21 protein-coding genes are annotated in these 26,120 nt (G+C 70.6%); 20 read left to right on the top strand and 1 reads right to left on the bottom strand.

The features are described 5' to 3' along the window. The first annotated feature begins 72 nt into the window (after window positions 1–72). The 16 genes from rsmH (at window position 73) to BEK98_RS31925 (ending at window position 17,940) form a co-directional block, all read left to right on the top strand. Window positions 73–1,029 carry a 16S rRNA (cytosine(1402)-N(4))-methyltransferase RsmH gene (rsmH, locus tag BEK98_RS31850; RefSeq protein ID WP_094220192.1) on the top strand — a complete coding sequence of 319 codons (957 nt, stop codon included), beginning with the start codon at window positions 73–75 and terminating at the stop codon, window positions 1,027–1,029. Window positions 1,030–1,092: 63 nt separating this feature from the next. Beyond that, entirely contained in the window at window positions 1,093–1,686 is a 594-nt protein-coding gene (ftsL, locus tag BEK98_RS31855) for a cell division protein FtsL (RefSeq protein ID WP_094220193.1), read from the top strand. 5 nt (window positions 1,687–1,691) lie between these two features. Next, on the top strand, window positions 1,692–3,668 hold the full coding sequence (locus BEK98_RS31860) for a peptidoglycan D,D-transpeptidase FtsI family protein (protein ID WP_279635492.1): 1,977 nt from the start codon (window positions 1,692–1,694) through the stop codon (window positions 3,666–3,668). A 44-nt stretch (window positions 3,669–3,712) separates the two neighbouring features. After that, window positions 3,713–5,368 carry a UDP-N-acetylmuramoyl-L-alanyl-D-glutamate--2,6-diaminopimelate ligase gene (locus BEK98_RS31865; RefSeq protein ID WP_425276636.1) on the top strand — a complete coding sequence of 552 codons (1,656 nt, stop codon included), beginning with the start codon at window positions 3,713–3,715 and terminating at the stop codon, window positions 5,366–5,368. Between the two features lie 4 nt (window positions 5,369–5,372). After that, window positions 5,373–6,779: a UDP-N-acetylmuramoyl-tripeptide--D-alanyl-D-alanine ligase gene (locus tag BEK98_RS31870; RefSeq protein WP_094220196.1), complete on the top strand. Its 1,407-nt coding sequence runs from the start codon at window positions 5,373–5,375 to the stop codon at window positions 6,777–6,779. After that, a complete protein-coding gene (gene mraY / locus BEK98_RS31875; protein ID WP_094220306.1) occupies window positions 6,779–7,849 on the top strand; it encodes a phospho-N-acetylmuramoyl-pentapeptide-transferase in 1,071 nt (356 codons plus the stop codon). Before BEK98_RS31870 ends, mraY begins: the two co-directional genes overlap by 1 nt. Then, on the top strand, window positions 7,831–9,270 hold the full coding sequence (gene murD, locus BEK98_RS31880) for a UDP-N-acetylmuramoyl-L-alanine--D-glutamate ligase (RefSeq protein ID WP_208643296.1): 1,440 nt from the start codon (window positions 7,831–7,833) through the stop codon (window positions 9,268–9,270). The genes mraY and murD overlap by 19 nt, the downstream gene beginning before the upstream one ends. Window positions 9,271–9,366: 96 nt before the next feature. Beyond that, window positions 9,367–10,728 carry a putative lipid II flippase FtsW gene (gene ftsW, locus BEK98_RS31885; protein ID WP_094220198.1) on the top strand — a complete coding sequence of 454 codons (1,362 nt, stop codon included), beginning with the start codon at window positions 9,367–9,369 and terminating at the stop codon, window positions 10,726–10,728. Window positions 10,729–10,734: 6 nt separating this feature from the next. Further along, a complete protein-coding gene (murG, locus tag BEK98_RS31890) occupies window positions 10,735–11,823 on the top strand; it encodes an undecaprenyldiphospho-muramoylpentapeptide beta-N-acetylglucosaminyltransferase (protein ID WP_094220199.1) in 1,089 nt (362 codons plus the stop codon). A gap of 26 nt (window positions 11,824–11,849) precedes the next feature. Then, a complete protein-coding gene (locus tag BEK98_RS31895; protein WP_094220307.1) occupies window positions 11,850–12,644 on the top strand; it encodes a cell division protein FtsQ/DivIB in 795 nt (264 codons plus the stop codon). A 278-nt stretch (window positions 12,645–12,922) separates the two neighbouring features. Further along, window positions 12,923–14,125, top strand: coding sequence for a cell division protein FtsZ (gene ftsZ, locus BEK98_RS31900; RefSeq protein WP_094220200.1), 1,203 nt, complete (start codon window positions 12,923–12,925; stop codon window positions 14,123–14,125). Next, on the top strand, window positions 14,122–14,850 hold the full coding sequence (gene pgeF, locus BEK98_RS31905; RefSeq protein WP_094220201.1) for a peptidoglycan editing factor PgeF: 729 nt from the start codon (window positions 14,122–14,124) through the stop codon (window positions 14,848–14,850). Before ftsZ ends, pgeF begins: the two co-directional genes overlap by 4 nt. Window positions 14,851–14,856: 6 nt before the next feature. Continuing rightward, window positions 14,857–15,576, top strand: a complete 720-nt coding sequence (locus tag BEK98_RS31910; protein ID WP_094220202.1) for a YggS family pyridoxal phosphate-dependent enzyme — start codon at window positions 14,857–14,859, stop codon at window positions 15,574–15,576. Window positions 15,577–15,704: 128 nt separating this feature from the next. Next, window positions 15,705–16,346, top strand: coding sequence for a cell division protein SepF (locus BEK98_RS31915; RefSeq protein ID WP_094220203.1), 642 nt, complete (start codon window positions 15,705–15,707; stop codon window positions 16,344–16,346). Window positions 16,347–16,397: 51 nt separating this feature from the next. Beyond that, window positions 16,398–16,685 carry a YggT family protein gene (locus tag BEK98_RS31920; protein ID WP_094220204.1) on the top strand — a complete coding sequence of 96 codons (288 nt, stop codon included), beginning with the start codon at window positions 16,398–16,400 and terminating at the stop codon, window positions 16,683–16,685. A 55-nt stretch (window positions 16,686–16,740) separates the two neighbouring features. Next, on the top strand, window positions 16,741–17,940 hold the full coding sequence (locus BEK98_RS31925) for a DivIVA domain-containing protein (protein ID WP_094220205.1): 1,200 nt from the start codon (window positions 16,741–16,743) through the stop codon (window positions 17,938–17,940). Window positions 17,941–18,175: 235 nt separating this feature from the next. Here the strand turns inward: BEK98_RS31925 and ileS are convergent, their stop codons facing one another. Continuing rightward, window positions 18,176–21,319: an isoleucine--tRNA ligase gene (gene ileS / locus BEK98_RS31930; RefSeq protein ID WP_094220206.1), complete on the bottom strand. Its 3,144-nt coding sequence runs from the start codon at window positions 21,317–21,319 to the stop codon at window positions 18,176–18,178. 1,496 nt (window positions 21,320–22,815) lie between these two features. Here ileS and BEK98_RS51360 point away from each other — a divergent pair. From BEK98_RS51360 to BEK98_RS31955, 4 genes are all read left to right on the top strand, one after another. Then, entirely contained in the window at window positions 22,816–23,889 is a 1,074-nt protein-coding gene (locus BEK98_RS51360) for a TraR/DksA family transcriptional regulator (protein ID WP_425276637.1), read from the top strand. A gap of 67 nt (window positions 23,890–23,956) precedes the next feature. Next, window positions 23,957–24,559, top strand: a complete 603-nt coding sequence (gene lspA / locus BEK98_RS31945) for a signal peptidase II (protein ID WP_094220208.1) — start codon at window positions 23,957–23,959, stop codon at window positions 24,557–24,559. A 71-nt stretch (window positions 24,560–24,630) separates the two neighbouring features. Further along, window positions 24,631–25,575: an RluA family pseudouridine synthase gene (locus tag BEK98_RS31950; RefSeq protein ID WP_094220209.1), complete on the top strand. Its 945-nt coding sequence runs from the start codon at window positions 24,631–24,633 to the stop codon at window positions 25,573–25,575. Next, window positions 25,572–26,039, top strand: a complete 468-nt coding sequence (locus BEK98_RS31955) for a GNAT family N-acetyltransferase (RefSeq protein ID WP_094220210.1) — start codon at window positions 25,572–25,574, stop codon at window positions 26,037–26,039. Before BEK98_RS31950 ends, BEK98_RS31955 begins: the two co-directional genes overlap by 4 nt. Window positions 26,040–26,120: the final 81 nt, after the last annotated feature.

Genomic DNA, 26,120 nt, shown 5'->3' on the forward strand with positions numbered 1-26,120 from the left:
CAGGCCTCCCCTTCACGGAGCGGGCGGGGACCCGGCGGTGCGTGCGACGCCCGCCGGAACTGAGAGGCCCCCTTGAGCCAGAGTCGACACGTCCCGGTGATGCTCCAGCGGTGCCTGGATCTGCTGGCGCCCGCCCTGGAGCGGCCGGGAGCGGTGGTCGTCGACTGCACCCTCGGCCTCGGCGGCCACAGCGAGGCACTGCTGACGCGGTTCCCCGAGGCGCGGCTCGTCGCCCTCGACCGGGACAAGGAGGCGCTGCGCCTGTCCGGCGAGCGGCTCGCGTCCTTCGGCGAGCGGGCCACCCTGGTGCACGCGGTCTACGACGAGCTGCCCGAGGTACTGCAGCGGCTCCGCATCCCGCGCGCGCAGGGCGTCCTGTTCGACCTCGGCGTCTCCTCCATGCAGCTGGACGAGGCCGACCGCGGCTTCGCCTACGCCCAGGACGCCCCCCTCGACATGCGCATGGACCAGACGACCGGCATCAGTGCCGCCGAGGTCCTCAACACCTATCCGGCGGGCGAGCTGGTGCGGATCCTGCGCGCCTACGGCGAGGAGAAGCAGGCCAAGCGGATCGTCTCCGCGATCGTCCGGGAACGCGAGAAGGAGCCGTTCAGCAACAGCGCCCGGCTCGTCGAGCTGATCCGGGACGCGCTGCCGCAGGCCGCCAAGCGCACCGGAGGCAACCCGGCCAAGCGCACCTTCCAGGCGCTGCGCATCGAGGTCAACGGCGAGCTGTCCGTCCTGGAGCGGGCGATCCCGGCCGCGGTGAAGGCCCTCGACGTCGGCGGGCGCATCGCCGTGCTGTCGTACCACTCGCTGGAGGACCGGCTGGTGAAGCAGGTGTTCGCGGCCGGCGCCGCGTCCACCGCGCCGCCGGGACTGCCGGTCGTGCCCGAGCGCTACCAGCCGCGGCTCAAGCTGCTCACGCGCGGTGCCGAACTTCCCACCGAGGAAGAGGTCGCCGAGAACCGCAGGGCCGCCCCGGCCCGGCTGCGGGGTGCCGAGCGCATCAGGGAGGACGCCGAGTGAGCGAATCGGGTCGGTTGGGTTTCCGGACTCACCCGTCGGTGTGCCGGAGCCACCGGAGGCCCAGTGAGTAGGAAACCCGAACTCAGGGGGAGGGCCGCCCGGCTCGTCCGGCTCATTCCGGCCGGCCGTGCCCGCGCGGGCCGCACCCCGTTCGTGCTCCTCGTCGTCCTGCTGCTCGGTGGCGGCCTCATCGGGCTGCTGGTGCTCAACTCCGCGCTCAGCGAAGGCTCGTTCAAACTCGACGACCTGCAGAAGCAGACGAAGAGCCTCACCGACGAGGAACAGGCCCTGCAACGGGACATCGACGCCTACTCGTCCCCCGACGCGCTCCAGCGCCGTGCCCGCGCACTCGGCATGGTCCCCGGCGGCGACCCGGCCTTCCTCGGTTCCGACGGCACCGTCAAGGGCGTACCGAACGCGGCCAGCCCCGAGCCCGCCTCGTTCACCCAGCCGGTCGCCCCGGAGACCATGATTCCGGCCCCTGGTCCTTCCGTGTCCCCCGCGAGCCCCTCGGTCTCCTCCCCTTCGGCCGCGCCGACACAGCCGCCCGCCACCCCCCTCCCCTCGGCTCCGGCCCCGGCGGCCGCACCGGAAGGGGCGGTGCCGCCACCGCCCACCATCCTCCAGCCCGCGCCCACCCCGACCCCCGGCAGGTGACGGAAGTGTCAGACACTTCTGGAGAAAGGCAACCGCCGCGCCGCCGCGTGCCCGGCCCCGCGAAGCCGCCCCGGCCGCGGGGCGCCGTACGGCGGCAGCCCGGGCCCGGCGCCCGTCCGGCCCGGCGGCCGAGCGGGGCCCGGCCCATGCCCCCGCCCGCCCTCCGGCTCGGCAGCCCCCGCCCCCGGCTGCGCATGGTCGCCCTCGCGCTCACCCTGGTGCTGCTCGCCTTCGTCGTACGGCTGCTCCAGGTCCAGGCCGTCGACGCCAGCGCGTACGCGGCCAAGGCCGAACAGAACCGGTACGTCGTGCACACCCTGGCCGCCGAGCGTGGCCAGATCACCGACCGCAACGGCGTGGCCCTGGCCATCAGCGAGGACGCGTACGACATCACGGCCGACCCGACGATGTTCACCGTCAAACAGCTCAAGATCGACGACGGACCCGAACAGGCCGCCGCGCTGCTCGCGCCGATCCTCGGCCAGGACCAGGCCACGATCGTCAGGAAGCTCAGGCCCGCGAACAAGCTGTCGCGCTACACCCGGCTCGCCACCCGGCAGACCCCGCAGGTCTGGAAGCAGATCAAGGACCTGAAGAGCGCACTCGCCAAGAAGGCCGACACCGACAACAACACGGCCAACGTGCTCGCCGGAGTCTTCGCCGACCCCAGCAGCCAGCGCGTGTACCCCAACGGCGACCTCGCCGCCGGGATACTGGGCTGGGTCAACGCCGAGGGCAAGGGCGGCGGCGGCATCGAGCAGGAGCTGAACAAGCAGCTGACCGGCAAGGCCGGCAAGATCCGCTACGCCCAGTCCGGCGGCCGTGAGGTGCCCACCGCGGGCTCGGCGGAGACGCCCGCCGTGCCCGGCAGCGACGTCGAGCTGACCATCGACCGCGACATCCAGTGGGCCGCCCAGAACGCCATCACCGAACAGGTGAAGAAGTCCAAGGCGGACCGCGGCTACGTCATCGTCCAGGACACCCGCACCGGCGAGATCCTGGCCATGGCCAACTCGCCCGGCTTCGACCCGAACGACCTGTCGAAGGCCGACGGGTCGGCCATGGGCAACGCGGCCGTCCAGGACGCCTACGAGCCCGGCTCCACCGCCAAGGTGATGTCGATGGCGGCGGTGCTGGAGCAGAACGCGGCCACCCCGCTCACGCACGTCGTCGTACCGAACCGGCTGCACCGCGGCGACCGGCTCTTCCAGGACGACATCGACCACCGCACCTGGAACCTCACGCTCAACGGCGTGCTCGCCAAGTCCAGCAACATCGGCACCATCCTCGCCGCCGGCCAGCTCGGCAAGACCCAGCCGGAGGCCAACAAGGTCCTCTACTCGTACCTGCGCAAGTTCGGCATCGGCGGCCCCACCGGGCTCGGCTTCCCCGGCGAGACCAGAGGCATCCTCGCGCCCGCCGACAAGTGGTCGACGTCGCAGCAGTACACGATTCCTTTCGGCCAGGGCTTCTCCCTGAGCGCCATGCAGGCCGCCTCCGTGTACTCGACGATCGCCAACGGCGGTGTCCGCGTCGAGCCCACCCTGGTGCGCGGCACCGAGGGCGCCGACGGCCGCTTCACCCCCGCTTCGAAGCCCCGGAAGACCCGCGTGGTCAGCGAGAAGACGGCCAGGTCCCTCGCCCAGATGCTGGAGTCCGTCGTGGACGACGAGCAGGGCACCGGCGTCAAGGCCCGCATCCCCGGATACCGGGTCGCGGGCAAGACCGGCACGGCCAACCGCGTGGATCCGGCCACCGGCCGCTACCGCGGCTACACCTCGTCCTTCGCCGGATTCGCACCCGCGGACAACCCGCGGATCACCGTCTACTGCGCGATCCAGAACGCCACGTCCGGCAACTACTTCGGCGGCCAGATCTGCGGACCCATCTACAAGCAGGTGATGGAGTTCGCCCTGAAGACCCTCCAGGTCCCGCCGACCGGGGCGAAGGCCGCGAACCTGCCCGTCGACTACAAGCCCTGATCAGCCCCACCCCGCACCACCGGAAGACCACCAGGAACGAGCCCGTGAGAACGATCACCCCCGATTCCGGGAACCAAGGCGCCGCAGAGCCCTCACTTCGCTCCGGAGCGGGTGCGCCCGGTACGCTCACCGCCGTGCCACACGCTGATCAGTCCCAAACCACCCAGAAGGGCGCTTCCGTGACATATCCGGGACCGCCGCGACCGGTTCAGGTCTCCGCCACACCCCTCGCGGAACTGGCCGATCAGCTGGGTGCCGCCGCTCCGGACGCCGCCGCCGAGATCACGGGGATCACCCACGACTCGCGCGCCGTCCGCCCCGGCGACCTGTACGCCGCCCTCCCGGGTGCCCGCCTGCACGGCGCCGACTTCGTCACCCAGGCCGCAGGCCTCGGCGCGGTCGCCGTGCTGACCGACCCGACGGGCGCCGAGCGCGCAGCCGCGACCGGACTGCCGGTCCTGGTCGTGGACGACCCCCGCGCGCGGATGGGCGAACTGGCGGCGACGATCTACGGCCACCCCGGCCGCGGCCTGCTCCAGATCGGCATCACCGGCACCTCCGGCAAGACCACCACCGCCTACCTGGTCGAGGGCGGTCTGAAGACCACCCGCGACACCGGCCTCATCGGCACCGTGGAGATGCGCATCGGCGAGGAGCGCATCAAGTCCGAGCGCACCACCCCCGAAGCCACCGACCTGCAGGCCCTGTTCGCCGTCATGCGCGAACGCGGTGTCGAGGCGGTCGCCATGGAGGTCTCCAGCCACGCTCTCGTCCTCGGCCGGGTCGACGGCTGCGTCTTCGACATCGCCGTGTTCAACAACCTCAGCCCGGAGCACATGGAGTTCCACTCCGACATGGAGGACTACTTCCGGGCCAAAGCGCAGCTGTTCACGCCGAAACGCAGCAGACTCGGCGTGATCAACGCCGACGACGAGTACGGCCGCCGGCTCGCGCGGGAGGCGACCGTCCCGGTCGTCACCTTCTCCGCCGAGGGCCACCCCGACGCCGACTGGCGCGCCGAGGACGTCCAGGTCGGCCCCATGGACTCGACGTTCACGGTCGTCGGCCCCGAGGGCGAGCGCATCCACGCCAAGTCGCCGCTGCCGGGTCCCTTCAACGTGGCGAACACCCTCGCCGCCGTCGTCGCCCTCGCCGCGGCCGGCCTCGACCCGCAGGTCGCCGCCGACGGCATCGCCGCCGTACCGGGCGTCCCGGGCCGTCTGGAGCGGGTGGACGCCGGGCAGCCCTACCTCGCGGTCGTCGACTACGCCCACAAGACCGACGCCGTGGAGTCGGTGCTCAAGGCGCTGCGCAAGGTCACCAAGGGCCGCCTGCACGTCGTCCTCGGCTGCGGCGGCGACCGCGACCGGACCAAGCGCGCCCCTATGGGCGCCGCCGCGGCCCGGCTCTCCGACACGGCCGTACTGACCTCCGACAACCCCCGCTCCGAGGACCCCCTCGCGATCCTCGCGACCATGCTCCAGGGCGCGGCCTCCGTGCCCGCGCACGAGCGCGGCGAGGTGCTCCTGTTCGAGGACCGGGCCGCCGCGATCGAGGCCGCCGTGGGCCGCGCACAGCCCGGCGACACCGTGCTGGTCGCGGGCAAGGGCCACGAGCAGGGCCAGGACATCGCCGGCGTGGTCCGTCCCTTCGACGACCGCCAGGTGCTTCGCGAAGCTATCCAGAAGACCCAGGGATGAACTTGTGATCGCCCTCTCCCTCGCCGAGATCGCAGCAGTCGTCGGCGGGCAGACGCACGACATACCGGATCCGTCCGTCCAGGTCACCGGACCGGTCGTCCGGGACTCCCGCGAGGTGGTGCCCGGCACCCTGTTCGCCGCGTTCGTCGGTGAACGCGTGGACGGCCACGACTACGCGCGGGCCGTCGTGGAGGCGGGCGCGGTCGCCGTACTGGCGTCGCGCCCCGTCGGCGTGCCCGCGATCGTCGTCGAGGACGTCCAGACCGCCCTCGGCGCCCTCGCCCGCCATGTCGTACGACGGCTCGGCGCGACCCTCGTCGCCCTGACCGGCTCCGCCGGCAAGACCAGCACCAAGGACCTCATCGCCCAGGTGCTCCGGAGCAAGGCGCCGACCGTGTTCACGCCCGGCTCGCTCAACAACGAGATCGGGCTGCCGCTGACCGCCCTGTCCGCCACCGAGGAGACGAGGTTCCTCGTGCTGGAGATGGGCGCCCGCGGCATCGGGCACATCCGCTACCTCACCGACCTGACCCCGCCGAGGATCGGCCTGGTGCTCAACGTCGGCACCGCCCACATCGGCGAGTTCGGCGGCCGCGAGCAGATCGCCCGGGCCAAGGGCGAGCTGGTGGAGGCGCTGCCCGAGGACGGCGCGGCGATCCTCAACGCCGACGACCCGTTGGTACGTGCCATGGCCTCCCGTACCAAGGCGAAGGTGGTCCTTTTCGGAGAGTCGGCCGAAGCGGACGTACGCGCCGAGAACGTGCGACTCACGGACAGCGGACAGCCCGCCTTCAGACTTCACACACCCTCCGGTGCAAGCGATGTGACCATGCGCCTGTACGGTGAGCACCACGTGTCGAACGCGCTCGCCGCGGCCGCCGTCGCCCATGAGCTGGGCCTGTCCGCGGAAGAGATCGCCACCGCGCTCTCCGAGGCGGGCTCCCTCTCCCGCTGGCGGATGGAGGTCACCGAGCGCCCGGACGGCGTGACCATCGTCAACGACGCCTACAACGCCAACCCCGAGTCCATGCGGGCCGCCCTCAGGGCGCTCGCGGCCATGGGCAAGGGGCGCCGCACGTGGGCGGTGCTCGGCAAGATGGCCGAGCTGGGGGACGAGGCGCTCGCCGAGCACGACGCCGTCGGACGGCTCGCCGTCCGGCTCAACGTCAGCAAGCTCGTCGCGGTCGGGGGGATCGAAGCCTCCTGGCTGCAACTGGGCGCATATAACGAGGGTTCGTGGGGTGAGGAGTCGGTGCACGTGTCCGACGCACAGGCGGCGGTCGACCTGTTGCGCAGCGAGTTGCGCCCAGGGGACGTCGTACTCGTGAAGGCGTCCCGTTCGGTGGGGCTCGAAAGCGTCGCCCAGGCGCTCGTCGAGACCGGTGCCGAGGGTGAGGTTGCCGCCCGATGATGAAGCAGATCCTGTTCTCGGGAGTCATCGGCCTCTTCCTGACCCTGATCGGGACCCCGCTGCTGATCAAGCTGCTGGCCCGCAAGGGGTACGGCCAGTACATCCGCGACGACGGCCCGCGCGAGCACGCCAGCAAGCGCGGTACGCCCACCATGGGTGGTATCGCCTTCATCCTGGCGACGATCGCCGCGTACTTCCTGAGCAAGCTCATCACCGGCTACGCCCCGACCTACTCCGGACTGCTGGTCCTCGGCCTGATGTTCGGCATGGGTCTGGTCGGCTTCCTCGACGACTACATCAAGATCGTCAAGCGGCGGTCGCTGGGCCTGCGGGCCAAGGCGAAGATGGCCGGCCAGCTGATCGTCGGCATCTCCTTCGCGGTGCTGTCGCTGATGTTCTCCGACGCCAGGGGCAACACCCCGGCCTCCACCAAGCTGTCGTTCATCACGGACTTCGGCTGGTCGATCGGCCCGGTGCTGTTCGTCGTCTGGGCGCTGTTCATGATCCTCGCGATGTCCAACGGCGTGAACCTCACCGACGGTCTGGACGGCCTCGCCACCGGCGCCTCCGTCCTCGTCTTCGGTGCCTACACGTTCATCGGCGTCTGGCAGTTCCAGGAGTCCTGCGCCAACGCGGGCACCCTGACCAACCCGGCCGCCTGCTACGAGGTGCGCGACCCGCTCGACCTCGCCGTGATCGCCTCCGCCCTGATGGGCGCCTGCCTGGGCTTCCTGTGGTGGAACACCTCGCCGGCGAAGATCTTCATGGGCGACACCGGTTCGCTCGCCCTCGGCGGTGTGCTGACGGGCCTGGCCATCCTCTCCCGCACGGAGCTGCTGGTGGCCATCATGGGCGGCCTGTTCGTCCTCATCACCATGTCGGTCGTCATCCAGGTCGGCTCCTTCCGGCTCACCGGCAGGCGCGTCTTCCGGATGGCGCCACTCCAGCACCACTTCGAACTCAAGGGCTGGTCCGAAGTCCTGGTGGTGGTCCGCTTCTGGATCATCCAGGGAATCTGTGTGATTGTCGGACTTGGCCTCTTCTACGCGGGATGGGCAGCGGACAAGTGACCTCCTCGGTGCCTTCTGACTTCCAGGGCAAGCACGTCACCGTCGCCGGGCTCGGCGTCTCCGGCGTCCCGGCGGCGAAAGTGCTGCACGCGCGCGGGGCGATCGTCACGGTCGTCAACGACGGCGACGACGCACGCGCGCGTGAGCAGGCCGCGGAGCTGGAGGCGCTCGGCATCACCGTGCGCCTCGGCGACGGGGCGACCCTGCCGGAAGGCACCGAGCTGATCGTCACCGCGCCCGGCTGGAAGCCGGACAAGCCGCTGTTCCTCGCGGCCGGGAAGGCGGGCGTGCCCGTCTGGGGCGACGTGGAGCTGGCCTGGCGCCTGCGGGGTCCCGACGCGGCCCCCTGGCTGGCCGTGACCGGCACCAACGGCAAGACCACCACCGTCCAGATGCTGGCGTCGATCCTGAAGGCCGCCGGCCTGCGCACCGCCGCCGTCGGCAACATCGGCGTCTCCCTGCTGGACGCGGTCCTCGGCGAGGAGCAGTACGACGTCCTGGCCGTCGAACTCTCCAGCTACCAGCTCCACTGGGCGCCCTCCCTGCGCGCCCACTCCGCGGTCGTCCTGAACCTCGCCCCGGACCACCTCGACTGGCACGGCTCCATGGAGGCCTACGCCGCCGACAAGGGCCGTATCTACGAGGGCAATCGGGTCGCCTGCGTCTACAACGTGGCCGACAAGCTCACCGAGGACCTGGTGCGCGAGGCGGACGTGGAGGAGGGCTGCCGCGCCATCGGCTTCACCCTCGGCACCCCGGGTCCCTCCCAACTCGGTGTCGTGGAGGGCATCCTGGTCGACCGCGCCTTCGTGGAGGACCGCCACAAGAACGCGCAGGAGCTGGCCGAGGTCTCCGACGTCAACCCGCCGGCCCCGCACAACATCGCCAACGCCCTTGCCGCGGCGGGCCTCGCGCGTGCCTTCGGGGTGCCCGCCAAGGCCGTACGCGACGGCCTGCGGGCCTTCCGGCCGGACGCCCACCGCATCGCGCACGTCGCCGACCTCGACGGGGTGGCGTACGTGGACGACTCCAAGGCGACCAACACCCATGCCGCGGAAGCCTCGTTGGCGGCATATGAACCGATCGTATGGATTGCGGGCGGTCTGGCGAAGGGGGCGACCTTCGACGAGCTGGTCGCCAAGTCGGCAAAGCGACTTCGCGGTGCCGTCCTGATCGGCGCCGATCGCGCCCTGATCCGCGAGGCCCTCGCGCGACACGCCCCGGAAGTACCCGTCGTCGACCTCGAACGGACCGACACTGGGGCGATGCTCCAGGCGGTGACGGAGGCGAAGCGGCTCGCGCAGCCCGGCGACACGGTGCTGCTGGCCCCGGCCTGCGCCTCCATGGACATGTTCACCAACTACAACCAGCGCGGTGACGCGTTCGCGGCGGCGGTCCGCGAACTCGGCGCGGGCGCCTGACGGCGGGTCTCGGTCACCTGGGGTGCTTCGGGCCCTTGGAGGGACGCGTGAGGCGGATGTGGCTCGGGTTTGGTCGGCGGGTGCGAGGAGCTGGTGATGTCCAGTAGCCGTACAGGCCGTCCTCCGGTTCAGCGCGCCGCCAAAAGGCCCGCGACACCCCGGCCGCCGGGCGAGAACCCCTTCCTGCGGCTCTACACGCGCGCGCACAAGGCCTGGGACCGCCCGCTGACCGCCTACTACCTGATCCTCGGCGGCAGCCTGCTGATCACCGTGCTGGGCCTGGTGATGGTCTACTCGGCCTCCCAGATCACCGCGCTGCAGCTGTCGCTGCCGGGGTCGTACTTCTTCCGCAAGCAGTTCCTGGCCGCCGCGATCGGTGGCGGACTGCTGCTCGCCGCCTCCCGCATGCCGGTGAAGCTGCACCGGGCGCTGGCCTACCCGATCCTCGCCGGTGCCGTCTTCCTGATGGCCCTGGTGCAGGTGCCGGGGATAGGGATGGCGGTCAACGGCAACCAGAACTGGATCTCCCTGGGCGGCTCCTTCCAGATCCAGCCCAGCGAGTTCGGCAAGCTCGCCCTGGTGCTGTGGGGCGCGGACCTGATCGCCCGCAAGCAGGAGAAGAAGCTGCTGACCCAGTGGAAGCACATGCTGGTGCCGCTGGTGCCGGTCGCCTTCCTGCTGCTGGGCCTGATCATGCTCGGCGGCGACATGGGCACCGCGATCATCCTCACGGCGATCCTGTTCGGCCTGCTGTGGCTCGCGGGGGCACCGACCCGGCTGTTCGCCGGGGTGCTCTCCATCGCCGGTCTGATCGGTGTCGTCCTCATCAAGACCAGCCCCAACCGGATGGCCCGGCTCGCCTGCATCGGCGCCACCGAGCCGAGGTCAGGGGTCGCCGACTGCTGGCAGGCCGTGCACGGGATCTACGCCCTGGCCTCCGGCGGACTCTTCGGATCCGGTCTCGGTGCGAGTGTGGAAAAATGGGGCCAACTGCCGGAAGCGCACACCGACTTCATCTTCGCCGTCACCGGTGAGGAACTGGGCCTGGCGGGGACGCTGTCGGTGCTCGCCCTGTTCGCGGCTCTAGGCTATGCGGGTATCCGCGTGGCCGGACGCACGGAGGACCCCTTCGTGAGGTACGCCGCGGGAGGCGTGACCACCTGGATCATCGCCCAGGCGGTGATCAACATCGGTGCGGTGCTCGGCCTGCTGCCGATCGCCGGCGTCCCCCTCCCGCTGTTCTCCTACGGAGGGTCCGCCCTGCTGCCGACCATGTTCGCCATCGGGCTGCTGATCGCCTTCGCACGCGACGACCCCGCTGCGCGGGCGGCGCTTGCGATGCGGCAGCCTCGCTTTGGTAGAAAGCGGGCTGGAGGCACCAGGATGAATCGGGGGCCTCGGAGATGGAACACGATGCGACGGCGTGCCTCAGCGGCGCGTTCGTCCGGAGAGCGGTGAATTTCGGTGCATGTCGTACTCGCTGGTGGGGGGACCGCCGGCCACATCGAGCCCGCGCTCGCCCTCGCGGACGCCCTGCGCAGGCAGGATCCGACCGTGGGGATCACAGCCCTGGGCACGGAACGCGGACTTGAGACCCGGCTCGTCCCGGAGCGCGGCTACGAGCTGGCGCTGATCCCCGCGGTGCCGCTGCCCCGCAAGCCCACGCCCGAGCTGATCACCGTCCCGGGCCGGCTGCGCGGCACGATCAAGGCCGCCGAGCAGATCCTGGAGCGCACCAAGGCCGACTGTGTGGTCGGCTTCGGCGGGTACGTCGCCCTGCCCGGCTACCTGGCCGCCAAGCGGCTCGGTGTGCCCATCGTGATCCACGAGGCCAACGCGCGGCCGGGCCTGGCCAACAAGATCGGCTCGCGGTACGCGGCCCGGGTCGCCGTCTCCACCCCGGACAGCAAGCTGCGCGACGCCCGCTACATCGGCATCCCGCTGCGCCGCTCCATCGCCACCCTGGACCGCGCCGCCGCCCGCCCCGAGGCCCGCGCGATGTTCGGGCTCGACCCGAACCTGCCGACGCTGCTCGTCACCGGCGGCTCCCAGGGCGCCCGGCGCCTCAACGAGGTCGTCCAGCAGGTCGCCCCCTGGCTGCAGCAGGCCGGTATCCAGATCCTGCACGCGGTCGGCCCGAAGAACGAACTGCCGCAGGTGCAGCAGATGCCGGGAATGCCCCCCTACATCCCGGTAAGTTACCTGGACCGGATGGACCTCGCGTACGCCGCGGCGGACATGATGCTGTGCCGCGCGGGCGCGATGACCGTCGCCGAACTCTCCGCCGTCGGGCTCCCGGCCGCCTACGTCCCGCTGCCCATCGGCAACGGCGAACAGCGGCTGAACGCCCAGCCGGTGGTCAAGGCCGGCGGCGGCCTCCTGGTCGACGACGCGGAACTCACGCCCGAGTGGGTCCAGCAGAACGTGCTGCCCGTGCTCGCCGACCCGCACCGGCTGTACGAGATGTCCCGCTCGGCAAGCGAGTTCGGCCGCCGGGACGCCGACGAGCTGCTCGTCGGCATGGTGTACGAGGCGATCGCCTCGCGCCGATAGGACCGTATGACGAAGGGGCAGTGAGCGTGGCCGGACCGACGACCGCCGAGCGCGGTGAACGCCAGCAGGAGTCGTCCGGCCCGCCGCCCGCGCGGCGGTTGAGCAGACCCCGCCTTCGTACGATCGTCATCCTGACTGTCGCCCTGGTGCTCCTCGGGGCGGGTTCCGCTTGGGCGTTGTACGGCTCCTCGTGGCTGCGCGTGCGGCAGGTCTCGGTCACGGGTACCCGCGTACTGACCCCCGCCGACGTGCGCGAGGTCGCCTCCGTACCGGTCGGGGATCCGATGATTTCCGTCGACACGGACGCCATCGAAGCCCGACTTCGCCGGAAATTGCCCCGAATTGACACCGTTGATGTCGTCCGTTCCTGGCCCCATGGAATCGGCCTGAAAGTGGTCGAGCGCACCCCCGTGCTGCTTGTCCGAAAAGCCGGGAACTTCGTCGAAGTCGACGATGAAGGTGTCCGTTTCGCTACGGTTTCGCAGGCGCCGAAAGGCGTTCCGACGCTGGAATTGACCGCATCCCGGTCGGGTTCCGGTTCCGCGAGCTTCCGGCGTTTCGGCACCGACCGGCTGGTGCGCGAGGCGGTCCAGGTCGCCGGCGATCTGCCGGCCGCGGTCGCGCGGGACACCCGGACCGTCCAAGTCCGTTCCTACGACGACATCTCGCTGGAGTTGGGCGACGGCCGCACGGTGGCGTGGGGTAGCGGGGGGAGCGGCCGCGTCAAGGCGCGGGCTCTCACGGCTCTCATGAAAGCAGCTCCCGGTGCGCGGCACTTCGATGTCAGCGTCCCCACCGCCCCTGCGTCATCCGGGAGTTGACGCACATCAGCGCAGGCCAGCACCCTGGTTGGGCACTGCTACGGCTGATCACATAGGGTGAAAAGAAAAACGGGAGGTTCGGCGTGTTCGTTGAACGGGCGCCACTTGTCGACTTAGTGTCCTGTTCAGAAGACTCCAGGGAACAGACACACTGGTAACCCTAAACTTCAGGGTTAGGGTTCGGGTCGGCGTTCGGACCGTCCCATTCGGCATCCGTCGTCCCGGTGCGGGGAACCGCCCGGAGGCGACAACGTAATTCGAGGCGAGAGGCCTTCGACGTGGCAGCACCGCAGAACTACCTCGCAGTCATCAAGGTCATCGGTGTCGGCGGCGGTGGTGTCAATGCCATCAACCGGATGATCGAGGTCGGTCTCAAGGGCGTCGAGTTCATCGCCATCAACACGGACGCGCAGGCGCTGTTGATGAGCGACGCCGACGTCAAGCTCGACGTCGGCCGTGAACTCACCCGCGGACTCGGCGCCGGCGCCAACCCGGCCGTCGGCCGCAAGGCCGCCGAGGACCACCGCGAGGAGATCGAGGAGGTCCTCAAGGGGGCCGACATGGTCTTCGTGACGGCCGGTGAAGGCGGCGGCACCGGCACCGGCGGCGCGCCCGTCGTGGCCAACATCGCGCGCTCCCTCGGCGCCCTCACCATCGGCGTGGTCACCCGCCCGTTCACCTTCGAGGGGCGGCGCCGCGCCAACCAGGCCGAGGACGGCATCGCCGAACTGCGCGAAGAGGTCGACACGCTCATCGTCATCCCGAACGACCGGCTGCTGTCCATCTCGGACCGCCAGGTCTCGGTGCTCGACGCCTTCAAGTCGGCCGACCAGGTCCTGCTCTCCGGTGTCCAGGGCATCACCGACCTCATCACCACCCCCGGTCTGATCAACCTCGACTTCGCCGACGTCAAGTCGGTCATGTCCGAGGCCGGTTCGGCCCTGATGGGTATCGGCTCGGCCCGCGGCGACGACCGCGCGGTGGCCGCCGCCGAGATGGCGATCTCCTCGCCGCTCCTGGAGGCGTCCATCGACGGCGCCCGGGGCGTCCTGCTCTCCATCTCCGGCGGCTCCGACCTAGGCCTGTTCGAGATCAACGAGGCGGCCCAGCTGGTCAGCGAGGCCGCCCACCCCGAGGCCAACATCATCTTCGGCGCGGTCATCGACGACGCCCTCGGCGACGAGGTGCGGGTCACCGTGATCGCGGCCGGCTTCGACGGCGGCCAGCCGCCGGCCCGCCGGGACAACATCCTCGGCTCGGCCTCCGCCTCCTCCGCGCCCCGCCGCGACGAGCCCGCTCCGGCACGCCAGCCGGAGAGCCGCCCGTCCTTCGGCTCGCTCGGCAGTGTGACCCCGAAGGAGGAGCCGGAGCCGGCGCCCGAGCCGGTGGCCGACATCCCGGCCGCCCCGCCGGTCCCGTCCTCGCGGAGCTACTCGGACAGCGCGGCGGAGGAACTGGACGTCCCGGACTTCCTGAAGTGATAGGACAGCGCGAGAGCGTGAGCGGCGCGCACTTCGCCTTCACCGACCGGTGGGGCGGGGTGAGCGCCGCTCCGTATGAGGAGCTCAACCTCGGCGGGGCCGTCGGGGACGAGGCCGCGGCGGTGCGGGAGAACCGAGAGCTGGCGGCGAAGTCCCTCGGGCTGGACGCCGGTCGGGTCGTCTGGATGAACCAGGTGCACGGCGCCGACGTGGCCGTCGTGGACGCGCCCTGGGGCGAACGGCCTGTCCCTGAGGTCGACGCGATCATCACCGTCCGCCGGGGACTGGCTCTCGCCGTCCTCACCGCCGACTGCGTGCCGGTGCTGCTGGCCGACCCCGTCGCCGGGGTCGTGGCCGCGGCCCACGCCGGGCGGCCCGGCATGGTCAAGGGGATCGTCCCCGCCGCCGTACGGGCCATGACCGAACTCGGTGCCGAACCGGCCCGTATCGTCGCCCGCACCGGACCGGCCGTCTGCGGCCGGTGCTACGAGGTACCGGAGCAGATGCGCGCCGAAGTGGCCGCCGTCGAGCCGGCGGCGCACGCCGAAACGAGCTGGGGCACGCCCGCGGTCGACGTGAGCGCCGGAGTGCACGCGCAGCTCGACCGGCTCGGAGTGTGCGACCGGGCGCAATCGCCGGTGTGCACGCTGGAGTCGGGCGATCACTTCTCGTACCGCCGTGACCGCACCACCGGGCGGCTCGCGGGCTATGTCTGGCTGGACTGATGGGGCATGACGGACCGTAAGACCGAACTCGCCGGAAATCTGGCGAAAGTGGAGCAGCGCATCGCCGCAGCGTGTGCGGCGGCCGGGCGGGGGCGGGAAGAGGTGACCCTGATCGTGGTCACCAAGACCTATCCGGCGAGCGATGTGCGGATTTTGTCGGAACTCGGTGTGATTCATGTCGCCGAGAACCGCGACCAGGATGCGGCACCGAAGGCCGCAGCCTGCACAGATCTGCCCCTTAAGTGGCATTTTGTCGGTCAGTTGCAGACCAACAAGGCACGTTCTGTGGTCGGTTATGCCGATGTCGTGCAGTCCGTGGACCGCGCGCGACTCGTCACGGCGCTGTCGACCGAGGCCGTGCGGGCGGAGCGCGAGGTGGGGTGTCTCATCCAGGTCGCGCTCGACGCCGGCGAGAGCCTGCGGGGCGAGCGCGGTGGCGTGGCGCCCGGCGGAATCGAAGAGTTGGCCGACCTCGTGGCCGGTTCACCCGGGCTGCGGCTCGACGGGCTGATGACCGTCGCTCCGCTCACCGGAGAGTACGCGGGACGCGAACAGGCGGCATTCGAGCGCCTCATGGATTTGTCGACTGACCTGCGCCGAACTCATCCGGCTGCAACCATGGTGTCGGCAGGGATGAGTGCGGACCTCGAACAGGCCGTGGCAGCCGGGGCGACACATGTGCGCGTCGGCACTGCGGTACTCGGAGTCCGCCCCAGGCTCGGGTAACGTCGCCAAGAAGTCGGACCACAGCAGAAAATATGGTCAATGCCTGTGAAGGCGGGCACAACGACCTCGTGGATCGCGGGCACTTGGCAGTCGTCAGTCGATCCACCACAGAGCGGAGGACTCAGAGCATGGCCGGCGCGATGCGCAAGATGGCGGTCTACCTCGGCCTCGTGGAGGACGATGGGTACGACGGCCGCGGATTCGACCCCGACGACGACTTCGAGCCCGAACTGGACCCGGAGCCCGAGCGGGACCACCGACGGCACGAGTCGTCACACCAGTCGCACAGTGCACATCAGTCCCAAAGGGACGAAGAGGTGCGAATCGTGCAACCGCCCGCGCAGCGCGAACCGGTGGCCCGTTCGACTTCGCTCGCCGCGGAATCCGGACGTCCGGCGCGCATCGCGCCCGTGGCGTCCATCACACAAGAACGTCAGTCCCTGGAGAAGAACGCACCGGTGATCATGCCCAAGGTCGTGTCGGAACGAGAGCCTTACCGGATCACCACGCTTCACCCGCGGACCTACAACGAGGCCCGTACCATCGGGGAACACTTCCGTGAGGGCACCCCGGTGATCATGAATCTGACTGAGATGGATGACACAGACGCGAAGCGACTTGTCGACTTTGCGGCTGGTTTGGTGTTTGGTCTTCACGGCAGCATCGAGCGGGTGACGCAGAAGGTGTTTCTGTTGTCTCCTGCTAACGTCGATGTCACGGCGGAGGACAAGGCCCGCATCGCAGAGGGCGGGTTCTTCAACCAGAGCTGAGACGCACCACCGGAAAAGAAGTACGGAACAGGGGAGAGGGAAGCCCAGGCCATGAGCGTGTTCGCGCAGGTGATCTACATCGCGCTGATGGTGTTCCTCGTCGTGCTGATCTTCCGGCTGGTCATGGACTATGTCTTCCAGTTCGCCCGCTCGTGGCAACCCGGCAAGGCGATGGTGGTCGTCCTGGAGGCCACCTACACTGTCACCGATCCACCGCTGAAGCTTCTGCGGCGGTTCATTCCGCCGCTGCGTCTCGGGGGCGTGGCGCTCGACCTGTCCTTCTTCGTACTGATGATCATCGTCTACATCCTCATCTCCGTTGTGCAGAGCTTCCTGTGATGAGGGTGGACGATACGGTCTTGCCGACTGCCGATGACTACGTTGAGGTGAAGAGATGCCGTTGACCCCCGAGGACGTGCGGAACAAGCAGTTCACGACCGTCCGCCTCCGAGAAGGCTATGACGAGGACGAGGTCGATGCCTTCCTCGACGAGGTCGAAGCCGAACTGACCCGTCTGCTCCGCGAGAACGAGGACCTGCGCGCCAAGCTGGCCGCGGCCACGCGCGCTGCTGCCCAGAACCAGCAGAACATGCGCAAGCCTCCGGAGCCGCAGGATCAGCAGCAGGGGATGCCTCAGCAGGGGATGCCTCAGCAAGGAATGCCTCAGCAAGGAATGCCTCAGCAGGGCATGCGAGGTCCCGGCGCTCCGGTGCCCGCCGGCATATCGGGCCCGCCGCAGCAGCAGATGGGTGGCCCCATGGGTGGTCCGCCCCAGCTGCCGAGCGGTGCCCCGCAGCTGCCCGCCGGCCCCGGCGGTCAGGGCGGCCCGCAGGGTCCCGGCCCGATGGGCCAGGGTCCTATGGGTCAGGGTCCTATGGGTCAGGGTCCGATGGGTCAGGGCCCCATGGGTGGTCAGCCGCCCATGCAGCAGCAGATGGGTGGTCCGATGGGCGGCCCCATGGGCGGTCCGATGGGCGGCCCCGGTCAGGGCCCCGGTGGCGACAGCGCCGCCCGAGTCCTCTCGCTGGCCCAGCAGACCGCCGACCAGGCGATCGCCGAGGCCCGCTCCGAGGCCAACAAGATCGTCGGCGAGGCCCGCAGCCGCGCCGAGGGTCTGGAGCGTGACGCCCGTGCCAAGGCCGACGCGCTGGAGCGGGACGCGCAGGAGAAGCACCGCGTTGCCATGGGCTCCCTGGAGTCCGCGCGCGCCACGCTGGAGCGCAAGGTCGAGGACCTGCGCGGCTTCGAGCGCGAGTACCGCACGCGTCTGAAGTCGTACCTGGAGTCGCAGCTGCGCCAGCTGGAGACGCAGGCCGACGACTCCCTGGCTCCGCCGCGCACCCCGGCCACCGCGTCGCTCCCGCCGTCCCCGGCGCCCTCCATGGCTCCGGCCGGCGCGAGTGCCCCGTCCTACGGCGGCAACCAGACGATGGGCGGCCCTCCTGCTCCGTCCGCCCCGTCCTACGGCGGCCAGCAGCAGATGACCCCCGCGATGACCCAGCCCATGGCTCCGGTCCGTCCGCAGGGTCCGTCCCCGATGGGCCAGGCACCCTCGCCGATGCGCGGGTTCCTGATCGACGAGGACGACAACTGACGGCCCGCGGACACTAGTACGACAACGGCGTCGGCAGCGTTCAAGAGGGCGGGGCCCCGGACTTCGGTCCGGGGCCCCGCCCTTTTTACGCGTGTTGAGGAGGAGTACGTACGAGTACCTGAGGGGCGCGGGGCTGCGTCGATCTGCGGGGGCACAGTACGTGCTCCGACCGGAACCCATGAAGAAGGGCCCGGCCTCCTCGCTGGAGACCGGGCCCTTCTCGAACAGCCGGTGCTTACACCTTGCGCAGCCGGAACGTCAGCGACAGACCTTCGTCGGTGAACGCGTCGCCGTACGTGCCGTCCGCCTCACCCTGGCCGAAGTCGGTCGACAGGACCTCGTCGGCGATCAGCTCAGCGTGCTCGGACAGCGCCGCGATGACCGCCGGGTCCGTGGAGGTCCAGCGCAGGGCGATCCGGTCGGCGACGTCCAGGCCGCTGTTCTTGCGGGCCTCCTGGATCAGCCGGATCGCGTCCCGGGCCAGGCCCGCCTGCCGCAGCACCTCGGTGATCTCCAGGTCCAGGGCGACCGTCGCGCCCGAGTCGGACGCCACCGACCAGCCCTCGCGCGGGGTCTCCGTGATGATCACCTCGTCCGGGGCGAGGGTGACCGTCTCCCCGTCGACCTCGACCGACGCCGTGCCCTCGCGCAGGGCCAGGGACAGCGCCGCCGCGTCCGCGTTCGCGATGGCCTTGGCCACGTCCTGGACGCGCTTGCCGAACCGCTTGCCCAGGGCGCGGAAGTTGGCCTTGGCGGTCGTGTCCACCAGCGAGCCGCCGACCTCGGACAGGGACGCCAGGGAGGTGACGTTCAGCTCCTCGGTGATCTGGACGTGCAGCTCGGGGTCCAGGTTCTCGAAGCCGGTGGCGGCGATGAGGGCCCGGGACAGCGGCTGGCGCGTCTTGACGCCCGACTCCGCGCGCGTGGCGCGGCCCAGCTCCACCAGCCGGCGGACCAGGAGCATCTGCTTCGACAGGTCCGGGTTGATCGCGCCCAGGTCCGCCTCGGGCCAGGAGGCCAGGTGCACCGACTCCGGGGCGCCCGGGGTCACCGGCACGACCAGGTCCTGCCACACCCGCTCGGTGATGAACGGGGTGATCGGGGCCATCAGCTTCGTGACGGTCTCCAGCACCTCGTGCAGCGTGCGCAGCGCGGCCTTGTCGCCCTGCCAGAAGCGGCGGCGCGAGCGGCGGACGTACCAGTTGGACAGGTCGTCGACGAACGCGGACAGCAGCTTGCCGGCGCGCTGGGTGTCGTACGCCTCCAGCGCCTGGGTCACCTGGTCGGTGAGCGCGTGGAGCTCGGACAGCAGCCAGCGGTCCAGCAGCGGGCGGTCGGCCGGGGCCGGGTCCGCGGCGGACGGCGCCCAGTTCGACGTACGGGCGTAGAGCGCCTGGAAGGCCACCGTGTTCCAGTACGTCAGCAGCGTCTTGCGGACGACCTCCTGGATGGTGCCGTGGCCGACCCGGCGGGCCGCCCACGGGGAACCGCCGGCCGCCATGAACCAGCGCACCGCGTCCGCGCCGTGCTGGTCCATGAGCGGGATCGGCTGCAGGATGTTGCCCAGGTGCTTGGACATCTTGCGGCCGTCCTCGGCGAGGATGTGGCCCAGGCAGACGACGTTCTCGTACGACGACTTGTCGAAGACGAGTGTGCCGACGGCCATCAGGGTGTAGAACCACCCGCGCGTCTGGTCGATCGCCTCGGAGATGAACTGCGCCGGGTACCGGCTCTCGAACAGCTCCTTGTTCTTGTACGGGTAGCCCCACTGCGCGAACGGCATCGAGCCCGAGTCGTACCAGGCGTCGATGACCTCCGGCACGCGCGTGGCCGTCTTGCCGCAGCCGTCGTGACGGCAGGCGAAGGTGACCTCGTCGATGTACGGGCGGTGCGGGTCCAGGCCCGACTGGTCGGTGCCGGTCAGCTCGGTCAGCTCCGCGCGGGAGCCGACGCAGGTGAGGTGGTCGTCCTCGCAGCGCCAGATCGGCAGCGGGGTGCCCCAGTAGCGGTTGCGGGACAGCGCCCAGTCGATGTTGTTGTTCAGCCAGTCGCCGAAGCGGCCGTGCTTGACCGTCTCCGGGAACCAGTTGGTCTTCTCGTTCTCCTGGATCAGGCGGTCCTTGACCGCCGTGGTGCGGATGTACCAGGAGGGCTGCGCGTAGTAGAGCAGCGCGGTGTGGCAGCGCCAGCAGTGCGGGTAGCTGTGCTCGTACGGGATGTGCTTGAAGAGCAGACCGCGCTGCTGGAGGTCCGCGGTGAGCTTTTCGTCCGCCTTCTTGAAGAAGGCGCCGCCGACCAGCGGGACGTCCTCCTCGAAGGTGCCGTCCGGGCGGACCGGGTTCACGACCGGCAGGCCGTAGGAGCGGCAGACCTTGAGGTCGTCCTCACCGAAGGCGGGGGACTGGTGGACCAGACCCGTACCGTCCTCGGTGGTGACGTACTCGGCGTTCACCACGTAGTGAGCCGGCTCCGGGAACTCCACGAGCTCGAACGGACGTCGGTAGTTCCAGCGCTCCATCTCGGCGCCGGTGAAGGTCTGGCCCGTGGTCTCCCAGCCCTCGCCGAGCGCCTTGGCGACGAGCGGCTCGGCGACGACGAGCTTCTCCTCGCCGTCGGTCGCGACGACGTAGGTCACGTCGGGGTGCGCGGCGACCGCCGTGTTGGACACCAGGGTCCACGGGGTCGTCGTCCACACCAGGAGCGCGGCTTCGCCGGCGAGCGGTCCGGAGGTGAGCGGGAAACGGACGTACACGGACGGGTCGACGACCGTCTCGTAGCCCTGCGCCAGCTCGTGGTCGGACAGGCCGGTGCCGCAGCGCGGGCACCAGGGGGCGACGCGGTGGTCCTGGACCAGCAGGTCCTTGTTGAAGATCTCCTTCAGCGACCACCAGACCGACTCGATGTACTCGGGGTCCATCGTGACGTACGCGTCGTTGAGGTCGACCCAGTAGCCCATACGGGTCGTGAGCTCTTCGAAGGCGTCGGTGTGGCGGAGCACGGACGCGCGGCACTTGTCGTTGAAGGCGGCGATGCCGTACGCCTCGATGTCCTGCTTGCCGCTGAAGCCGAGCTCCTTCTCGACGGTCAGCTCCACCGGCAGGCCGTGACAGTCCCAGCCGGCCTTGCGGGCCACGTGGTAGCCGCGCATGGTGCGGAAGCGGGGGAAGACGTCCTTGAAGACCCGCGCCTCGATGTGGTGGGCGCCGGGCATGCCGTTCGCGGTGGGCGGGCCCTCGTAGAACACCCACTCCGGGCGGCCCTCGGACTGCTCCAGGCTCTTGGCGAAGATCTTCTGGTCGCGCCAGAAGTCGAGCACCGCGTGCTCAAGCGCGGGCAGGTCGACCTGGGCGGGCACCTGGCGGTACGTCGGCGCTGTCATCTGCGAGCATCCTCCAACGGACTTGCTGCCTTCCGTCGGAGGGACGAGAGCCTTCTTTCCTGCTACGCCGTGTGCGGCGCGCTCCCGCGGTACCACCCTCCTTGGCTCCCCTGCGCGCCGTACGCGCCGGTGAGCCCCCTCATTGGGGTCGCGAAGCCGGCTCTACTCGCCGTGGGTCCTCCACGGCTTTCTTCCGGCGGCTCCGGGGTGATCTTCGCGTCGCGCTCGCCCCCGGGCTCACACCGTCCCCGGGTCGCTCTGGGCTGCGTACGTCGCTACTCGTCCCCATCCACGCTTTTCGCTCCGCCCAGTGTACGGCGCCGCGCGGACAGCGGCCGACCGCTTTTCGGGCCCGCCCCGGGGCCTGGTCGGGGAGGGTGCGGGGTGACCCGAATGGCGAGGGGTACAGGTGCCCGTATGCGGGCGCGCCCGGCTCGGCGGATTACCCGGCGGGGAGCTGGGCACAACGGATGCAGGTCCGCTGCGCGGGGGGTGCGGGCGGGCGAATCGGGCGGTGTGCCCCGTTGCCGCGGGACTCAAGTCGATTTATCGTCCCAGCACGATTCGCGAGCAAGTTCACAATATGTGAAGGGGTCGCGGCCATGGTGGCGAAGAAGACCGCCGTACAGCTGCCGGCGACCGGCCGCTCCCGGGGCGCGGCCGCCTCCGGCGGCGAGGCCAAGGGAGCCGGCGGCAAGAAGACCACGCGCGCGGGTGCCGCCTCGGCCGGGCGGACGGGACCGCCGAAGACGGTCCACACCCGCGCCGACGGAGCGGAGCGCTCCCCCCTGCCCCCGGGCAGCACGGCGACAGCCAAGACACCGAGAAAGCCACCCGCGGAGGGCCCGGGCGCTGCCGCGAAGAGGGCGAGTGCCGCCTCGGCCGGGCGGAAGCAGGGTCCTGCGGCGAAGAAGGGCTCTGCGGCGGCGGGGGCGGGGCCGACGGCGACCCCGGGCCGCGGGAAGGGTACGGCGGTCGGGGAGGCCGGGAGGGGCGCGGGGGTCAGGGAAGCCGCCGGGAAGAGTGCGGGGGTCAGGGAAGCCGCCGGGAAGGGCACGGCGGTCGGGAAGGCAGGGAAGCGGACGGCGGCTGTGGAGGCCGGCACCAAGCCTGCTGCCAGGAAAGCCGTGGCCAAGGTGGCGGTGGCCGGGGAGGCTGCGGTCGAGGAGGCGACGGCTGGGAGGACGACGGCCAAGAGGGCTGCGGCTGAGAGGACGGCGGGCAAGGGGGCGGCGGCCAGGGAGGCGGTGGCCGAGGAGGCCGTGGTCGAGAAGGCGACGGTTGGGAAGACGACGGACAGGAAGACTGCGGCTGGGAGGACGGCGGGCAAGGGGGCGGTGGCCACGGAGGCTGCGACCAAGGAGGCAGTGGCCGAGAAGGCTGCGGCTTCGAAGACCATCGCCACAGAAACGGCAGCTACGAGGACGGCAGCTACGAAGAGAGCGGCTGCCAAGGACTCGGCCACGAAGGTGGCGGCGAGGGAATCGGCCGCCGAGGTGACGGCCGCCGAGGACCGTGCCACGAAGGCGGTGGCCAAGAAGGCTGCGGCAAAGGAATCGGCCGTCAAGGGGACCGCCGCCGTGGACCGCGCCACGAAGGCTGTGGCTACGAAGGCCGCGCTGAAGGAACCGGCTGCCAAGGGGACGGCTGCCAAGGACTCGGCCACGAAAACGGTGGCCAGGAAGGCGGCTGCGAAGGAGACGGCTGCCGAGGAAGCGATGGCCAAGGAGACGGCTGCCGACGAAGCGATCGCCAAGGGGACGGCTGCCGTCAAGAAGGCGGCCAGCGCGAAGGCGGGTGCCAAGAAGGCGGCCACCGCGAAGGCGGGTGGCAAGAAGGGGGCCGTCAAGGAGGCGGCCGGCGCGAAGAAGGTGGGCAGGAAGGTGGTGGTGGAGGAGACGGCCTCCGAGGAGGTGGCTGTCGAGGAGACGGGTGCCGGAGCTGTCGTGGAGGGGGCTGCCGAGAAGGCGGGCGGGAAGAAGGCCGCCGGCGGGAAGGCGGTCGCCGAGGGCGTCTCCACGGGGGCGGCCGGGAAGAGCACGGCCAAGAAAGCGGGCGCGGCGCGGGCCGCGAAGCAGACGGGAGCCACGACGGTGGTTGCGAAGAAGACTCCTGGCACGGCCACGGCGGAGCAGACCGCCGTTCCCAAGGCGCGGGTCGCCGCGGTGGAGCCCGGCGAGCTGGCGGTGCGCCCGGGCGAGGACCCCTGGACCCCGGAAGAGGTCGAGGAGGCCCGCGCCGAGCTGCAGTCCGAGGCGGAGCGGCTGCGGACCGAGATCAGCTCCTCCGAGGCCTCCCTGGTGGGCCTGATGCGGGACTCCGGGGACGGCGCCGGCGACGACCAGGCCGACACCGGCACCAAGAACATCACGCGCGAGCACGAGATGGCGCTGGCGGCCAACGCGCGCGAGATGCTGATCCAGACCGAGCGCGCCCTGGAACGGCTCGACGCGGGCACCTACGGCCTGTGCGAGAACTGCGGTAATCCCATCGGCAAGGCCCGCATGCAGGCGTTCCCGAGGGCCACTCTGTGTGTGGAGTGCAAGCAGAAGCAGGAACGTCGCTCCTGAGCACGAGGGTCCCCCGGGGTGTGCCGTACTCTCGTCCTCAGTCAGGCACCTAGGTTGAGGGACTCACGTGGCAGAGGCGGAGCGCATCATCGGTACGCCGGACACCCCGGACGACAGCGGCGAGCGGACGTCCGGTGTGCCCGACGCGGGTGAGCAGGAGGCGGCGGCACCGCAGCGGACCGGGCGCGGGCGCCGGATCGCCGTGCTGTTCGCGGTGGCCGCGTTCGCGTACGCCCTCGACCTGATCAGCAAGATGATCGTGGTCGCGAAGCTGGAGCACCACGCTCCGATCCAGGTGATCGGGGACCTGCTGGAGCTGCACGCCATCCGCAACCCGGGCGCCGCCTTCGGCTTCGGCGCGGCCTTCACGATCATCTTCACGCTCATCGCGGCCGCCGTGATCGTGGTGATCATCCGCCTGGCCCGCAAGCTCTACAGCTTCCCCTGGGCGATCGCCCTCGGCCTGCTGCTCGGCGGCGCGCTCGGTAACCTGACCGACCGGATCTTCCGGGAGCCCGGGATCTTCCAGGGCGAGGTCGTGGACTTCATCGCGCCCAAGGGCTTCGCGGTGTTCAACCTGGCCGACTCGGCGATCGTGTGCGGCGGCATCCTGATCGTGCTGCTGTCCTTCCGCGGCCTGGACCCCGACGGCACCGTCCACAAGGACTGACACCGGCCGGCGCGGGGTCGTTGTCCACAGGCTCGGTCGGGAGCGTCGGAGCCGTCCGGCATACTCGTCGGGTGAGCACGATTCCCGAGATCCGTACCCTGCCCGTGCCCGACGGCCTGGAGGGCGAGCGCGTCGACGCCGCCATCTCCCGCATGTTCGGCTTCTCCCGCACCAAGGCGGCGGAGCTGGCCGCGGCCGGCAAGGTCCAGGTCGACGGGACGGTGGTCGGCAAGTCGGAGCGGGTGAGCGGAGGCGCCTGGCTCGAGGTCGAGATGCCCCAGGCGCCCGCGCCCGTGCAGGTGGTCGCCGAGCCGGTCGAGGGCATGGAGATCGTGCACGACGACGATGACGTGGTCGTGATCGTCAAGCCGGTCGGCGTGGCCGCGCACCCCTCGCCGGGCTGGACCGGCCCGACCGTCATCGGCGGACTCGCCGCCGCCGGGTACCGGATCTCCACCTCCGGCGCCGCCGAGCGCCAGGGCATCGTGCACCGCCTCGACGTCGGCACCTCCGGCCTGATGGTCGTGGCGAAGTCCGAGTACGCGTACACGTCGCTCAAGCGCCAGTTCAAGGAGCGCACGGTCGACAAGCGCTACCACACCCTCGTCCAGGGCCACCCGGACCCGACGAGCGGCACGATCGACGCTCCGATCGGCCGGCACCCGAACCACGACTACAAGTGGGCGGTCACGGCCGACGGCAAGCCCTCCGTGACCCACTACGACCTCATCGAGGCCTTCCGCGCCGCCTCCCTGCTCGACGTGAAGCTGGAGACCGGCCGCACCCACCAGATCCGCGTCCACATGGCCGCCCACCGCCACCCCTGCGTCGGCGACCTGACCTACGGCGCCGACCCGACCCTCGCCAAGCGGCTGCGCCTGACCCGCCAGTGGCTGCACGCGGTGCGGCTCGGCTTCGAGCACCCCGGGGACGGGCAGTGGGTAGAGTTCGCGTGCGACTACCCGGAGGACCTGCAGAGCGCCCTCGACCTGGTCCGCGAGGAGACGTACGGGTGAGCACGCCGTACACCGTCCGGATCGCCGAGGACGCCGCCGACCGCGAGGCCTGCTTCGCGGTGCGCAAGGAGGTCTTCGTCGTCGAGCAGGGTGTTCCGCAGGACATCGAGTACGACGCGTACGACGCAGCCGCCGTGCATGTGCTGGCGGTCCGCGAGGACGGCGTGCCGCTCGGCACCGGCCGGCTGCTGTACGGCGAGGCGGCCGCCGCGAAGACCGGCGGGGACGCCTCGGTGGGCGCCCTGGGGCGGCTCGCCGTCGCCCGTGAGGCGCGCGGGCTGGGCGTCGGCGTGGCCCTGGTGCGCGCCATCGAGGAGGCGGCACGCGCGCGTGGCCTGGCCGCCGTGGACCTGCACGCGCAGACCCACGCCCTGGGCTTCTACGAGCGCCTCGGGTACGAGGCGTACGGCCCGGAGTACCCGGAGGCCGGGATCCCGCACCGGGCGATGCGGCGCGTCCTGTAGCCGAGGCGCCGTGACGGCCGGTGCGCGGGGGGCCGTGGCAGGCTGGACATCTGCCGTGTGATCGTCGACTCCCGGAGCGCC

This window comes from Streptomyces diastatochromogenes (assembly GCF_002242805.1).
Taxonomy (GTDB): Bacteria; Actinomycetota; Actinomycetes; order Streptomycetales; family Streptomycetaceae; genus Streptomyces; species Streptomyces diastatochromogenes.